General features: G+C 42.3%; 14 protein-coding genes. 4 read left to right on the plus strand and 10 right to left on the minus strand.

Features of this window, described 5'->3' with window-relative positions; genetic code table 11:
- Positions 1-136: 136 nt before the first annotated feature.
- The gene (locus V7L01_RS10830; RefSeq protein WP_335034635.1) at positions 137-424 is read right to left on the minus strand and encodes a TauD/TfdA dioxygenase family protein; all 288 of its coding nucleotides are present in this window, start codon (positions 422-424) and stop codon (positions 137-139) included.
- Positions 425-545: 121 nt separating this feature from the next.
- Between V7L01_RS10830 and V7L01_RS10835 the strand changes: the two genes are divergently transcribed.
- Positions 546-734 carry a hypothetical protein gene (locus V7L01_RS10835; protein ID WP_335034545.1) on the plus strand — a complete coding sequence of 63 codons (189 nt, stop codon included), beginning with the start codon at positions 546-548 and terminating at the stop codon, positions 732-734.
- A 66-nt stretch (positions 735-800) separates the two neighbouring features.
- Here the strand turns inward: V7L01_RS10835 and V7L01_RS10840 are convergent, their stop codons facing one another.
- Both V7L01_RS10840 and V7L01_RS10845 read right to left on the minus strand, forming a co-directional pair.
- Positions 801-1,715, minus strand: coding sequence for a DUF1338 domain-containing protein (locus V7L01_RS10840; protein WP_335034547.1), 915 nt, complete (start codon positions 1,713-1,715; stop codon positions 801-803).
- A 44-nt stretch (positions 1,716-1,759) separates the two neighbouring features.
- Entirely contained in the window at positions 1,760-3,079 is a 1,320-nt protein-coding gene (locus V7L01_RS10845; protein WP_335034548.1) for an acetyl ornithine aminotransferase family protein, read from the minus strand.
- Between the two features lie 319 nt (positions 3,080-3,398).
- Between V7L01_RS10845 and V7L01_RS10850 the strand changes: the two genes are divergently transcribed.
- The 3 genes from V7L01_RS10850 (at position 3,399) to V7L01_RS10860 (ending at position 6,265) form a co-directional block, all read left to right on the plus strand.
- Entirely contained in the window at positions 3,399-4,445 is a 1,047-nt protein-coding gene (locus tag V7L01_RS10850; protein ID WP_335034550.1) for a serine/threonine protein kinase, read from the plus strand.
- Positions 4,446-4,504: 59 nt separating this feature from the next.
- Positions 4,505-4,915 (plus strand): hypothetical protein, encoded by a 411-nt coding sequence (locus V7L01_RS10855; RefSeq protein ID WP_335034551.1) that lies wholly within the window; start codon positions 4,505-4,507, stop codon positions 4,913-4,915.
- Positions 4,916-5,020: 105 nt separating this feature from the next.
- Positions 5,021-6,265: a serine/threonine-protein kinase gene (locus V7L01_RS10860; protein ID WP_335034552.1), complete on the plus strand. Its 1,245-nt coding sequence runs from the start codon at positions 5,021-5,023 to the stop codon at positions 6,263-6,265.
- Positions 6,266-6,456: 191 nt separating this feature from the next.
- Here V7L01_RS10860 and V7L01_RS10865 read toward each other — a convergent pair whose 3' ends face one another.
- The 7 genes from V7L01_RS10865 to V7L01_RS10895 form a co-directional block, all read right to left on the minus strand.
- The gene (locus V7L01_RS10865; RefSeq protein ID WP_335034553.1) at positions 6,457-7,215 is read right to left on the minus strand and encodes a transposase; all 759 of its coding nucleotides are present in this window, start codon (positions 7,213-7,215) and stop codon (positions 6,457-6,459) included.
- Between the two features lie 72 nt (positions 7,216-7,287).
- Positions 7,288-8,505, minus strand: coding sequence for a M20 family metallopeptidase (locus tag V7L01_RS10870; RefSeq protein WP_335034555.1), 1,218 nt, complete (start codon positions 8,503-8,505; stop codon positions 7,288-7,290).
- Positions 8,506-9,045: 540 nt separating this feature from the next.
- On the minus strand, positions 9,046-9,726 hold the full coding sequence (gene bioD / locus V7L01_RS10875; protein WP_335034557.1) for a dethiobiotin synthase: 681 nt from the start codon (positions 9,724-9,726) through the stop codon (positions 9,046-9,048).
- Complete coding sequence (locus V7L01_RS10880; RefSeq protein ID WP_335034559.1) at positions 9,726-11,468, minus strand: protein kinase domain-containing protein; 1,743 nt, start codon at positions 11,466-11,468, stop codon at positions 9,726-9,728. Before V7L01_RS10880 ends, bioD begins: the two co-directional genes overlap by 1 nt.
- 171 nt (positions 11,469-11,639) lie before the next feature.
- Entirely contained in the window at positions 11,640-13,205 is a 1,566-nt protein-coding gene (locus V7L01_RS10885; protein WP_335034561.1) for a glycosyltransferase family 39 protein, read from the minus strand.
- A gap of 189 nt (positions 13,206-13,394) precedes the next feature.
- Positions 13,395-13,730: an SMR family transporter gene (locus V7L01_RS10890; RefSeq protein ID WP_335034563.1), complete on the minus strand. Its 336-nt coding sequence runs from the start codon at positions 13,728-13,730 to the stop codon at positions 13,395-13,397.
- A 44-nt stretch (positions 13,731-13,774) separates the two neighbouring features.
- Positions 13,775-14,359 carry a YqeG family HAD IIIA-type phosphatase gene (locus V7L01_RS10895; protein WP_335034565.1) on the minus strand — a complete coding sequence of 195 codons (585 nt, stop codon included), beginning with the start codon at positions 14,357-14,359 and terminating at the stop codon, positions 13,775-13,777.
- Between the last annotated feature and the right edge of the window lie 40 nt (positions 14,360-14,399).

Genomic DNA, 14,399 nt, shown 5'->3' on the forward strand with positions numbered 1-14,399 from the left:
GCCGTGTAGAAGCGTTATTTGGTCACGATCCCATTGAAGATATTCAAAAGCAAGTACAAAAGCATTGGGATTTTATGGGAGATATACCCCGCCGTGGCTGGTTAGGCTTTTTAGCTTTCGAGCTGCATTATGAACATCATATTGTTGCCATTGGCTCATTAAATCGGCGTTTGTCACGGCTATACGATCCACAATCTTCAAGCTTTAGTCTGCTTTCTTCTGGTGACACATCAATAATGCGGGAGACGAAGCCAGGGTTTACGAACAAGGCACGCTCACCAGTCTCAGGATGAACTCTGACGACTGGGTGAATAGAAACCAGGGGATTGACAGCAATGCGCTCGTCGAATTTGTTGTTGCGGGGTTGATAACCGCCTCCATTGAAGCGATGTTCCGCTTTTAATGTATCAGCTAGCGATCGCAGGGGTGCTGAGAGTCCTTCATAAGCGGCAACAAGATTACTCCACTGGGTGTTGCCTGGGTAGTAAACTACGCGATTATTTGATAATTATTAGCTAGTCTGCATTAGCGATACTTTGGAGAAATTGTATGACACTATCACCGATTTTGATGGCGTTGGGAAATGTACAAACCCATCGGCAGCAGTCATTGCCAATGTTGACACCTTGCAATTTACAGGCAGTGACTTAACTGCCAGCAATCTGCAATGTCAATTTGCGACTCTGAGTGGTGCGCCCACTCTCACGGCATCAGATTTTATGTTGCAAGCGTAGTTTGCCCAAAACACGAAACATCGAGTTCCGAACCTTAAAGCTTACTTTTTCACTAACAACTCTAGGCTATTTAGATAAACGAGTCATTTCAAATAATTGCTGGGCATTACTTCCTAAAAAAGCATCGAAAAGTACCTGCTTTCCAGATTCCACTTCTACTAAATAGCGCTGGGCAATTTCATAATAGGCGTAAGTCCAAGGGATCTGAATTTCTGCACCACTGTTATCATCTAATACTGTCACCATTTCTGTGACTGCTTGAGTTGCAGTTTGCCGTAAACCACAAGCAACATTTCCCTCTATCTCTGCTTTCATTGGTACACCCAGGTTAGCCAAAGCACTGGCGGTAGTATCAATGTCTGGATATTCTGGAGTGTTCTGCCCGTTGACGTAGCCTGTGAAATGGTTGACATCATATCCGTGCAGCAACACCCAAGCCCCATACTGAGTAACCTGATTCACCTCTTCGACAACAGAACGCTGGGGAGGTAGCCAAGGGCGGGTGAAGACTTGCTGAAGTTGTTTGGCGATGGTTTCAATGTTCCTATCTTTTTGTAGAAGAGTAAGGGGAGAGGTCAGTTCGTGTGGGATTGAAGATACTGTTTTAGAGATGAGTTGGGCAATATTAGCAGGCAATTCATCGACAATTAACTCGCTAATAAACAGTTTGGGTAAGTTAAATTCCTCTTGCTGGGGATGACGATAATAACGGGCGTACAAGTGGGTTTGAGCAAAATTATACTCTCCAGCCGCCACGTAACCTAAAGCTTCTACAAGCTGCCCAAGATAGTCAATTCCCAGGTTAATTTTACCTTGTGGGCTATCTACTAATAAACGCAAAGACCGAAAGGCAATGTGGTCGTTGGCGACAGTTCCACCCGCAGCAGTAATCATTTGCTGGTAGGTACGGGCATGATTTACCCTGGCGCTGTATTCTTGCCAAAGTAATTTCCATAAATGAAGGGCAATTTTATTTGTCATTTGCTATTTTTCATTAGTTATTTTTCCCTTGCTTCCCTCATATTTTAAGAACTTAAAATGTTGCTGATAATCTGAAGGGCTATCTGAATTTGGTCGCTGTCAATAACTAGAGGCGGACAGAAACGAATTGCTGCTTTACCGCAACCTAGCAATAATAAACCGCGTAAAAAAGCTTCTTGGATAATGCGATCGCGCAATTTATAATCGAGATTACCCTGTTCATCCAATAAGTCCACCGCAACCATCAAACCTTTACCTCGTGGCGGCGATACTCTGGGAAATCTTTGATGCAACTCGGTAAGACTAGCTTGTAATAATTCTCCCATTTGGGTAGCGTTAGTCATCAAACCACTTTCTAGCAGTCGCAGTGTAGCAATACCGGCAGCACAAGCTACGGGATTACCGCCGAATGTGGTAGCGTGAGAACCAGGAGGCCAAGTCATTAACTCTGGTCTGGCAAGTATCGCTCCCAATGGCAGACCACTGGCGATACCTTTAGCAGTAGTAATGATATCAGGCATCACACCCCAATGCTCGATCGCAAATAAGCGACCAGTCCGCCCCATCCCTGCTTGCACTTCATCCACTACCATCAGAATACCGTGGCGATCGCAAATCTCCCGAATCCGCTGCAAAAAACCATCCTCTGGTACGATATACCCACCCTCTCCCTGAATCGCTTCGACTACGATCGCCGCTACTTCTTGCGGTGGTAAAATTGTGCTAAATAACTGTTGTTCCAGGTAATCTAAGCTAGCGTGAGTGCCATAAGGGATATGAGTTACCCCAGGAACTAAAGGGCCAAAATTAGCTCGCTGCACTGCTTTGGAACCCGTAAGGGACATTGCGCCATAGGTGCGTCCGTGAAATGCACCTAAGAAGGCTACGATTAGCGATCGCTTGGTGTAATATCGAGCTAGTTTGATTGCTCCTTCGTTAGATTCTGCCCCGGAATTGGTGAAAAATATTTTTGCGGGAAACCCAGTATTACTCTGTGGCTGGGGAAAAGGGGCGCGAATCGCTAATTGTTCCGCTAGTTCCACCATTGGCTCATAATAAAAATCCGTCCCTGACATGTGCAGCAGACGTTCGGATTGTTCTTGAATTGCTTTGACGACTTCCGGGTGGGCGTGTCCGGTGGCGGTAACGGCTATACCTGCGGTCATATCCAGAAATACATTGCCATCCACATCTTCTACCATACAGCCCTGACCGCGAGATACAACTAACGGGTAATCGCGGGTGTAAGAAGGGGAAGTTACGGCGCGATCGCGTTGTACAATTGCTTGAGCGCGAGGCCCAGGTAAGGAAGTTACTATACGGGGTGTAAGAGGTAAATTTAGGTTAATAGGGATACTTAACATAATTTTTTCATTTTTTTAAAGATTACTGATGATTAAACGCTAAAGCTTGATTGCTGACAGTAGCATTTGATGCCATTGGTATAGGAATTACGCATTTACCGAAAAAGCTTCATAGTAAAGATTTTCGTAATTTGTAAGACTTTGCCCGTTTTTATAACACAACTTCTGCGATCGCGTCATATTTTTTTTGAAGCATAACAGCTTCAGTATTAGATGTCAGGGTACAGGCTACAGAACATTTGTTGAGAGAATCTGTATTACATCCATAGGAGAATGGCTATATGCAAAAATTAATACAACTCTCTGAGATAATCAACCAATGACTTGGGCATCTGGACAAAAGATACACCGCGATCGGTATGAAATTAAGCAACAGTTAGGACAGGGGAACTTCGCTATTACTTATCTTGCTGAGGATCGGGATGGCAAAAATGTTGTAATTAAAATATTGGATTATAATTCGCTGAATCAATTAACTGACAAAGACCGCAAGCGCTTAAAATCAGGTTTTGCTGATGAATCCCGCAAACTAGAAAAATGCAAACATCCGAATATTGTCCAAGTCATTGATACCTTCGAGGAAGGTGATTTAAAATGCATGGTCATGGAGTATATTCAAGGAGATAATTTAGCCAAGATTGTCCAACCACGAGGATTTCTCCCTGAAAAAGAGGCTTTAGATTACATCCAACAAATTGGGAAAGCACTCATCGTAGTGCATAAACAAGGATTTTTACATCGAAATGTGAAACCAGCAAATATCATTTTGCGGGCGGGTACGCATCAGGTTGTTTTGATAAACTTCGACTTAGCACGAAGATTTGTTGATAACCCAGTGTCAAGTCGCGGTAACTTGGTTGACAAATTTACACCAATTGAACTGTATTCCACCTCTCTTACACAAAAGTCTCCGCAGGGCTTTGGGACAGATGTTTATTCTCTGGCGGCAACTTTATATTTTTTATTAACAGGAAAACTGCCAGAACGTGCTACTGAGCGCCAAGATAACAAAAAGTGTTTAATTCCACCTAAAGAATTGAATCATAAGATTAGCGATCGCGTGAATGATGCCATTCTCCACGCAATGAAACTACAACCAGACGAGCGTCCCAAAACAGTAAAAGACTGGTTAAAGGAATTGGGTTTAAACACAGCAAGTCTTTCTCTTCCCAAACTTCTTTGGGCACAACCTTTGTGGGCATGGATATTAGAAATTATGGCTGTAATAGCATTATTTGCAGCCTTGATATCAGGAGTCAAAGACGGCACAGATTTATTCAAAGATTGGTTCCCAGACAAATCAGTACCTACCAATCCCCCAACACAACAAACGCCATCATCTTCCGCTAAACCACAAAATAGGTAATAGGCTAGACTTATACCAATTCACGAAAATCCTGATACATATAGATTTCTCGTAGGGGCATGGCATTGCCATGCCCTTACCAGCGTATTTGTATCATTATTAAAGTAAAATGGTATTACGCAAAAGTTAGTTTTCAAGTCGCATTAGTTGCTTTTGCGACTCCAATAGTTGGTTTTCAAGTCACATTAGCTGCTTTTGCGACTCCAATAGTTAGTTTTCAAGTCACATTAGCTGCTTTTGCGACTCCAATAGTTAGTTTTCAAGTCACATTAGCTGCTTTTGTGACTCCAAAAGCTAGTTTTCAAGTCACATTAGTAGCTTTTGCGACTTCAAAAGCTAGTTCAGCAGTAACCAGAAGACCTCAACCTTCCTCTCTGCCTGATTTTTCACGTTATGTGGAAAAGTCCACGAAAAACCTAACCTCCTTCCCAATGCGGGAAGCGGGAAATTCAAAGTCTCTCTCCTTTTAGGAGAGAGATTTAGAGAGAGGTGTTTCCCGGATGCCGTGAAAAGTCAGCCTCTCTGCGCCTCTGCGTGATATTCAGCAACGCTAACCACGAGAACTCACAAAAAGCGTGTCACAATCAACATTAGCCATTAATAAATCTGGGCGTATGTTCTGGCAAGACGGACAGCTAATATACAACGGCAAATACAAAATAGAAAAATACTTGGGTGGTGGTGGTTTTGCACTTACCTACCAAGCAATGCATACCAAGCTAAACCGCCGAGTCGTCATCAAAACCCCCAACATCAGCGTCCAACGAGATCCAGACTATCCCAAATATCTTGAACGCTTCAAAAAAGAAGCACAGATGCTGGCAATGTGTTGTCAAGACTCACATCCCCATATTGTGCAAGTATTCGACTTTTTTGAAGAAGATGGTCACTACTGCTTAGAAATGCAATATATAGCAGGCGAGAGTTTATGGGAATACGTGCAACGCCAAGGGAAATTACCCGAAACTGAAGCTTTAAAATACATCCGCCAAATGGGTTTAGCCTTGGTAGATGTACATAAAAAAGGAGTATTACATCTTGATGTCACTCCTCCTAATATTATGCTCAATTTTAATTCAGGGATTCCTAACTCAGGCAAAGCAGTATTAATTGACTTTGGTATTGCCGGCGATATGTCCCCACCGAGTACCCTGTCTAGGTCTTTTGGTAACAGGGTATTTGCGCCCTATGAGTTAACACGCAAAGGGATTCGTCACCCAACAGTTGATGTTTACTGTTTAGCTGGATCTTTGTACTATGCCATCACTGGAAAATGCCCCACCAATTCATTTGACCGTAAGTACGATCAAGAGGAATTAGTACCACCAAAGCAACTTGTCCCTAGTCTTAGTGATGCTGTAAATCAAGCGATTCTGCAAGGCATGGCATTAGAGGCAAAAGACCGACCCCAGACAATGAAAGAGTGGTTGAATTTACTCTCCTCCTCCCAAGCTAATCTAACAGAATTGATATTAGCTTTAGATGTGGGGGTAGATTACCAAAACCTAGAGAATTTACTCAAAGCGGGTCAATGGAAAGCAGCAGACGAAGAAACCACCAAAGTCATGCTGAAAGTAGCCAAAAGAGAACAGCAAGGCTGGCTTAATTCTGAATCCATTGAAAATTTTGCCTGCACAGACTTACGCACAATTGACCAATTGTGGGTAAAATACAGCAATGGTCATTTTGGCTTTAGCGTACAAAAACGTATTTGGCTAGAATGCGGTGGCAAAGAAGATTATGAAACGGGGTGTCTTTTGGGCGATCGCTTAGGATGGCGCAACAAAGAACACTGGGTAGTGCTTACAACTATTCGCTAGACTCTACCCATAGACTCTACCCAGGGGCATCTCCCGGCATCTCACGCGGGATTCCCAGGATTGCTTCTGGGTCTGGGTACTTCTTCTCTCCCGTCCAGACTTGTAAATTGTAATCTATAAAGGTTTTCGAGATTTGTAAAACTTTGTGAACAAGATATATTCCACGAAGCCTTGCGGGTTCTAGCTTTTCGTTACCTGGCACGAGCTTCTTGGCACGTCGGCTGATAGCAATTAGCCAGGATGAACTGTGTTGCCACCGAATTTACTTCAGGATTTGCTTCCCATTCGTCCCAAGGTAAACGCATCTGTCCGGGAGATGTTTTTTTCGTCTTTTGCTTGACTACTATCCCAGCTAACAACTTACTTCCCCAGTGGTTTCTTTTCTCTGGCTTTGATTGGGGTCGATATTTTTTACAAAAACCTCGGTACTTACTAGCACACTCATCCAGTGTTCTACCCAGCTTTAAAAACGCTGGATGCCATTGTGTGAGTCCATCATTACTTAGCCTATCGTGAATGCCATAATTGCTGAAATCGTAGAAAAAACCTTGTTGCATTCCTGCGGTTTTGGGGTTGGCGTGAATGTAGCGTAGGGTATTGAGCGCTCTTTTAGTATCTGTATTAGCAAAACTGCTACTGTGATATCTTTTCTCCCAAAAATGTCCCGTGCGGTTAAGCATCCGGTTAAAGCACATAGCAGTATACCAATTTAACCAGTGCATAATTTTGGGTAGTTCCTCTGGTTGTGCTGGTTCCAATAAGTAATGCACATGATTGCTCATAATACAAAGAGCATAGAGCTTAAAAGCAAATTTATCCTTTGCTTTCTTAATAGCGTAGAGAAAAACTTCCCGACACTCTAAACGTACAAGACGAAATTCGCGGTTATTGCAACGAGTAGTAATGTGATAGCAAAATCCTGATTGAAAATGTCTGCGAGAACGAGGCATCAGCAAATGAGTAAGTAGATGGGTGAAATTAAATCGATTTTATCAATAATTTATTCAGACCCATCTACTCACTCAACTAAAAAACTTCTCCACGCATCTAACAAACATTTCCACACCCATTCCCAACGCCGTTTCGTCAAAATCAAACCGGGGATGATGATGGGGATACGCCAAGTCTTTCTCTGGATTCGCAGAACCTAAAAAGAAATAGCAACCAGGAACCTCTTGCAAGAAAAAAGACATATCTTCAGCAGCCATTGTTTGGCATTCTGGCACAATACCCAACGGGGTTTCTACCACTTCTTCTGCTACAGTTCGCACCAATTCTGCCATCTTAATATCATTAATTACTGGTGGATAAAGTGACCAGTACTCTAAGTCATATTTCGCACCATGACTTTGACAAATTCCAGCAATAATCTGTTCGACACGCTGGTTAAAAAAGCCTTTCAAACTAGGATTAAAATACCTGACAGTAGCACTCATTCTCGCTGTATCAGCAATCACATTCCGCTTGGTTCCAGCATGAAGTTCGCCCACTGTCACCACTGCTGAATCAATAGGATTTACATTCCGAGCGACAATGGTTTGCAGGGCATTTACAATTTGGGCAGCAACTACAACAGAATCCACAGTTTGATGGGGTAGTGCACCGTGTCCACCTTTACCCAAAATTGTGCAGTTAAAGCACTCAACAGCAGCCATCAACGCCCCAGCCCGCACACCCACTGTTCCCAAAGGCAAATTATTCCACAAGTGCAAACCAATAATCGCGTCAACATCAGGATTTTTCAGAACTCCCGCTTCAATCATCGGCTTTGCGCCACCTGGTGATTCTTCGGCTGGCTGAAAGATAATTTTTACTATACCGGAGAAGTCTTGGCGATGCTGTTGGAGATAATAAGCTGTACCTAATGCGATCGCAGTATGTCCATCATGTCCACAAGCGTGCATCACTCCATCATGCTGCGATTTATACGGCACTTCGTTGAGTTCTTGGATTGGCAAAGCATCCATATCCGCCCGAATCGCTAAAACTTTCTCTACACCTAGTTTGTTACCCTTGATGGTGGCAACAATGCCAGTGTGGGCAATGCCAGTTTGGTGGTCAATTCCCCATTCTTGCAGCTTTTGTGATACAAACTCAGCCGTCAGTTTTTCTTGAAAACCCAACTCTGGTTGTTGATGCAATTGCCGCCGCCACTCTACCAATTGCGGTTGCAATGAACGGATTGAAAGTCGGATGCGAGATAGGTCAACAGAAGAGGGATTGGGAAAGGTGGAAACCATTATAAAGACAAGCTAGTTTAAGTACAGCTAACTTAGGCAGCTAACTTAGTTTATTGTAGGGAATGGGAGTGGAACGTGGGAAAAAAATTAATGCCCAATGCCTAATTTAAAGTGCTTGTCGTTACCCACATTTTTGCAAAAGTCAAAGTGTAACCGTGATTAATATCCTGCCCAGAACTGAAGTTCCGGGCTAATAGCTTAAGTCCACTCAAGTGGACTAAAATTCTTGCTTTTACAGAGTCAGGACTTACGCAAACAATAGCCGAAACCCTTCTTTTCACGTAGGGATAATTCATGTAGAGGCAAAGCGGTGAGGGGGTCGCAGTCTTCTCTACGAGACGCTGCGCGATGGCGGTTCCCCGACTTGTCCGCTCTTAGCGTTAAAGCAGGTTAGCAACTGGCGCGACGCAGAGAGAAAAAAGAAATGCTTAACCCAAGCGTATTGATATTTAGTCCTCTTGAGAGGACTTTAGCTATTAGCCTTGGAATTTATTCCAAGGCGGGATGGTAACGAAGCGAAAATTTCTAAAGATGTTGCTATTAAAATGTCAGTGTTTCCCAATCTAAATCTGATGCTACTTGAGCAAGTTTATCTAAATCATTTAGGTTATCTAAATAGGGCAAGCAGCCTAAAACTGGCGTGTTAGTAAGTGATTGAATTAATTGCTGTGGTGTCCAGTCGGCTATTTCTGCATCGGTTCGAGGTTGGACGCAGTTGAGAACAATGCCTTTAAGATTGATGCGCGATTGTCTAGCTAATGCTACATTTGCCACTGCTTGAGCGATCGCACCCAATCTCACTGGCACTACCAATACCGTTGGTAAACGCCATTCTGCCGCTAAATCGGCTACGGTTAATTCCTCAGTTACAGGCGAACCTAACCCACCCAAGGCTTCTACAAGCACAAAATCACGTTGCGATCGCAGTTTAGATAAAGCTTGCCAAACTACTGCTAAATCTACTTGGCGATTTTCCCGCGCTGCTGCGATGGGAGGGGCCAGAGGTGCTTGAAAGTACAAAGGTGTAATTTCTTCTGAAGTTTGTTCTAGTGTAAATAGCTTTTGATACCACTCGCGATCGCCAATCCCTGATTGAATCGGTTTCATGATTCCCCAGCTACGTTGCGGGTAATATTTTTGCCAATAGGCTGCTAATGCTGTTGTTAAAACAGTTTTACCAGCTTCGGTATCAGTTCCAGTAATCAGTAGTGTGTTTAACATTAATTTCTTTGACCAGAAAATGGTTGTGTTCCATCAGCTGGCGGAAAACTTGGCGTTTCACCAGTGGTCGGAATTGGGTTAGGTGTCTCTGTCGGAATTGGCAAGGGTGTTTGCGTAAAAATTGGGTTTGGTGTCTCTGAAGGTATTGGCAAGGGTGTCTCTGAAGGTATTGGCAAGGGTGTCTCTGTCGGAATTGGCAAGGGTGTTTCTGAAGGTATTGCGATAGGTGTCTCTGTAGGTATTGGTTTTACTGGTGTTTCTAATGCAACAGTGAGGTTGTAATTGCTTTCGGCAACTCCTGAAACCAGTGTTAACTCGATAGTATATCTACCAGTAACCAACAATGTGCCTTTATATGATGTTACTTGTTGGACATCTCGATCGATTGGTTGTTGATTGGGACTGAAGACTGTCAGCACAACGCTGCTTCCTGCGTCAATAAACGCAGTTAAATTGTCACCTTCCTGCGCTAAAAAACTGTACCGGATGATTTGATTTGTTTTGAGAGTATCTGTAACCGTGGTTGGGTTAGATGCTCTAAGATTGAGCCGTCTGCTAGATACAATAGGTTGCTCGCTGGTGGGTGTAGGTGTGGATGTGAATGTAGCACCACCAGAAATAACTGGTGAAGGGAAATTTTGTGGAAGCGTCTGTGTTGGTGATGGTTTTGGCTGACTGCGGATGGAACTTACCAGTGCCCAAGAACCAAATCCCGCTACGATTACTACAGCGATGCCAATTGCTGCGATCGCTAAAGGATTATCCAAGACTGAGTTAGGGGGACTTGGTGGAATTACAGGATCGGGTTGTTTCTTGGGCGAAGCTGCTGGTGTTACTAGGTCAGGACGGCGACCAACAGCAATTGTTTGCAAGTGTGATACGTCTGGGGTAGGGACACTGGGTTGAGTTAGAGATTGCAGTGCTTGGGATACAATAGCAGCAGTTTGGTAGCGATCGCTCGGTATATGACTTAACATTCGATTCAAAACCTGGGCAAATAGCGGATTAACTGTTGCCCACCGCTGCCAATTCCAAGTTAGTTGGTTTTCGTTAAATAGATCCCTTGGTTCTTTACCAGTCAGTAAAACAATTGCTGTGACTGCTAAGGCATACAAGTCACTACTAGGATAAGCGCCCCCTGTTTGCATTTGTTCGCTAGGAGAGTAGCCTAATTTTCCCACTGTGGTTTCTGGCATTGCACTCTCTGGCGATCGTAAACGCGTTGCCAGTTCCTTTACCACCCCAAAGTCAATTAACACAGGTTTAGCATCACTATCTCGCAAAATAATATTTTCTGGCGAGATATCTCGGTGAATAATCCCTCGACTGTGAATATGCTCTAAAACAGGCAACAACAACTTTATCAACTGCAATACTTCAGTCTCTGTGAAGCTTTGACCCACAGCTTGACGTTCAGCCAACAGAGTTTGATACGTTTGACCTGCAACGTAGTCCTCCACCAAAAATAAGCGTTGGTCTTGCTCAAATCTTTCCCGGAATTTAGGCACTTGTGGGTGTTCGATTTGATATAAAATCGCCGCTTCTCGGTGAAAAAGCTCTTGTGCCTTCTCCCTAGCCAAAGCCTCCGTTGCTGTTGAAGTCAATTCTTTGATCGCGCAAAGTTCGTTAAAGCGCCTCTGGTCTTCTGCCAGATAGGTTCTACCAAATCCTCCTTGTCCGAGAATTTGAATTATGCGGTAACGGTTTTGCAGGACAGTGCCAACTGTAATGGGTGGTTGCATGATCGATTAATTGAGTGTAGTAGCAACTGAGGAGGAAGTCACCCACAAAGATTAAGTCCAAGAGGCGACGGACAGTTACCTGCGGCAATATTCTACTATACTCAACGGGTAGTCACCCACTAGAGCAAGCCTGTTTAGTATTGCATAACTTAAGAGTGTCCAATCTCCAATTCAATTTTTTTTCCTGGGAAAACGATAGATTTTGAAATATGCAAAATTAACTTGAGAATCCAAGTTATACAAATTGCTCATCTCTTTTTCAATCAATCCTTTAGGAAATAGATGTTCGCGATTGACTACGATAAAAACTATATCTGCACTATTTGTTAATTTTTCAATTTTTTCGGCAAAATTTCCATCAGTAATCCCCTTTCTTAATGGATTACCCAAATCGCTTCCATTCAAAATTTGGGTGTCACCGTAGTATTTAAATAATCTGGGATTGCCAAATAAAAATATAGATTTTGTAGAAGGTGATTGATTTTTTATCAGGTACTGGGTGGTAGAGCGATAGTCATCTTTCTGATAGTTTTCATTGAAGTAGTAGTTAGAAAGAGAATAAATATTCAGGACTATCAGAAATATGACAGCGATTTGAGCAAACTGAGACAGTCCATAGCGCTTTGGACTAATACCAGGTCTTTGACTCAAAACTGATGGGATAAGCATGGCAAGTGGTAACCAAAGATAATAAGAGTGACGTGGTACCCAATTAAATTTAGTTACTATAGCTAAGAGCAATCCTAGTAGAAATGCCATCACAAGAACAGAAGCAAAAAAGTAATCAGGATGCTGCTCTCTGTGATGTTTCTTGTGCCTCAATAAAACTTTTACTAAAGCCAGAAAAATTACAATACCGACAATCACCAATAAAACTATGTGAGGCCAATAACGAAGCACAACCTGTAGTCTATCATCGCCGCGCAACTGCTCCATTGAAGGCCCATAGCTTGTCCCCACTAAAATTCCATGTAGCACAAAAATAATATTTTGAATTATGGGGAATCCCAAGCGAGAAACTGCAATGCTTTCCGGATCGGTTGCTCCAGGTAAAGTCAGATAATATAAAACTGACGGTAAAGATAAAAATGCAGCAGGAACCCACCATTGCAGCCATTGCCTAAAATTTCTATAGATGGCAATATGAGATAAACATAGAGCTACAGTTGAAAAGCAGAAGTTAATATTAGTAAAAATTCCTATCCCAGTAAAAAGGCTGAATAGCCATATTGAAATACCTTGATTACCTTCATTTCTAACTAATGCTGCGCTGAAGAAATATAGTTGAAGTGAAGCTATAAACATTGCTAAGGCATAAATTCTTGCCTCTTGGCTGTAGTAAACACAGAAAGAACTAAATGTTAGGATTACTAACGACCATAAAGCGTGCTTTTTTCCATATATCCGCAAAGCAGTAAAGAATATAACGATAGTTGAGCCAATTCCTAAAATAGCAGAGAGCGAGCGAAGGGCAAATTCACTTTCACCAAATACCTGACGCCACAAAAATAGAACTATGAAATACAGTGGTTGAAATCTATCACTATTTCCTATGTTCCTTACTTTCTCAATGCTCTCTTGAAGTGTCGAGGCATCAGAATTAGTTAAGCTCAAACCCTCGTCATACCAAAGACTCTGGTTTGACAGCATAAAGAAGCGAAGAAAAACACTTAAAAATATTACTATTAAAATAGAGACATAATATCTCGACCATCTCTGTTTTAAGATTTTAACCACAATTTTATTTCCTCTTCATAAAACTACAGCAATCACTGCTGCATACCTTCTTTAAATTCAACTTTTGGGATAAAGAATCAGGCAGCTGCTTCAAATGAATCTAATGAGTTAACTGTAGGCTGTTAGTAATGCTACGATAAAGGGTTTTACGTCCTAGTTTTACTTAGATAAATATTCTTAAAATACTAGTCAACGCTTACCTAAAGCAATTGCCCCGATACCGCTCAACATCAAACCAGCTCCTAACCATTGGGAAACTGAGACTTTTTCTCGCAAAATTACAGCACCAGCGATCATTGTGAATATGATTGTTAACCCTATTACTACTGGATAGGCAACAGATAAATTCAGTTTTCCTAAAACCACAACGTAGAAAATAGTACTCAAACCATAAGTACAAATTCCTCCGATTAAATAGATATTTAACGGATTTTGTGCTGCTCCTAGTTTCAAGAGATTTTGAGCCAGTGTATTTAACCCTACTGTGATTAGAATCAGTAAACTAAAAATTATCTGGTTATTCATGGTAAAAACTTAGTCACTTTACAAGGTGTTATTTTTTTGAGAATTTATAAGAAGCTTTCATAGCCAGTAGCACCGTCAAAATCCCAAAGTTCTCCTCCCGATGGATAAGGTATTTGCACCCACTTTCCAGCAAGTTTTTCCCACCATCGGGGCGGGTGCGGTAGGGTGGCAACTTGCATGAAACCACATCCACAAAGCAGCGCTCCTACAAAATCAGTATGTAAACTATCACCAATGACGAGTACATGTTTTGCTGGTAAGCGCATATGAGCTATTGCCTGTCGAAATGCAGGGCGAAAGGGTTTTTTCGCTGGACTGAGTGCTGGAATATTAAGACGATGAGACCAATATTTGACGCGATAGCGACGTTTCCCATTTGAGAGGATAAAAAATTGCAATCCGGCTAACTTTGCTTGTGTAATCCAATCTTCTGCACAAGGAGATAGGTAGCGATCGTCTTCAGAAATAATAGTGTTATCTAAATCGAGAATAATTCCTTTAACACCACAAATCTTGATTTCGTCAATTTTTATTTGAGCGAGTGTATGGGCATGTCGTGGAAGCCTATGGCGTTTCTCTTGAAAACGCGATTTGCGCCACTTCATCAAAAAAGTTTTGAGATTTTTCATCCACAAATCCCCTTGCCAAAAATTCTGCTATTAACTAACC

Source organism: Nostoc sp., from assembly GCF_036917095.1.
Classification (GTDB): domain Bacteria; phylum Cyanobacteriota; class Cyanobacteriia; order Cyanobacteriales; family Nostocaceae; genus Nostoc.

Excerpts from the sequence above, each read along its gene's own strand:
- V7L01_RS10850 (WP_335034550.1), top strand. The coding sequence starts at position 3,399 with ATGACTTGGGCATCTGGACAAAAGATACACCGCGATCGGTATGAAATT.
- V7L01_RS10895 (WP_335034565.1), bottom strand. The coding sequence starts at position 14,359 with ATGAAAAATCTCAAAACTTTTTTGATGAAGTGGCGCAAATCGCGTTTT.
- V7L01_RS10840 (WP_335034547.1), bottom strand. The coding sequence starts at position 1,715 with ATGACAAATAAAATTGCCCTTCATTTATGGAAATTACTTTGGCAAGAA.
- V7L01_RS10890 (WP_335034563.1), bottom strand. The coding sequence starts at position 13,730 with ATGAATAACCAGATAATTTTTAGTTTACTGATTCTAATCACAGTAGGG.
- V7L01_RS10855 (WP_335034551.1), top strand. The coding sequence starts at position 4,505 with ATGGCATTGCCATGCCCTTACCAGCGTATTTGTATCATTATTAAAGTA.
- V7L01_RS10880 (WP_335034559.1), bottom strand. The coding sequence starts at position 11,468 with ATGCAACCACCCATTACAGTTGGCACTGTCCTGCAAAACCGTTACCGC.
- V7L01_RS10870 (WP_335034555.1), bottom strand. The coding sequence starts at position 8,505 with ATGGTTTCCACCTTTCCCAATCCCTCTTCTGTTGACCTATCTCGCATC.
- bioD (WP_335034557.1), bottom strand. The coding sequence starts at position 9,726 with ATGTTAAACACACTACTGATTACTGGAACTGATACCGAAGCTGGTAAA.
- V7L01_RS10845 (WP_335034548.1), bottom strand. The coding sequence starts at position 3,079 with ATGTTAAGTATCCCTATTAACCTAAATTTACCTCTTACACCCCGTATA.
- V7L01_RS10865 (WP_335034553.1), bottom strand. The coding sequence starts at position 7,215 with ATGCCTCGTTCTCGCAGACATTTTCAATCAGGATTTTGCTATCACATT.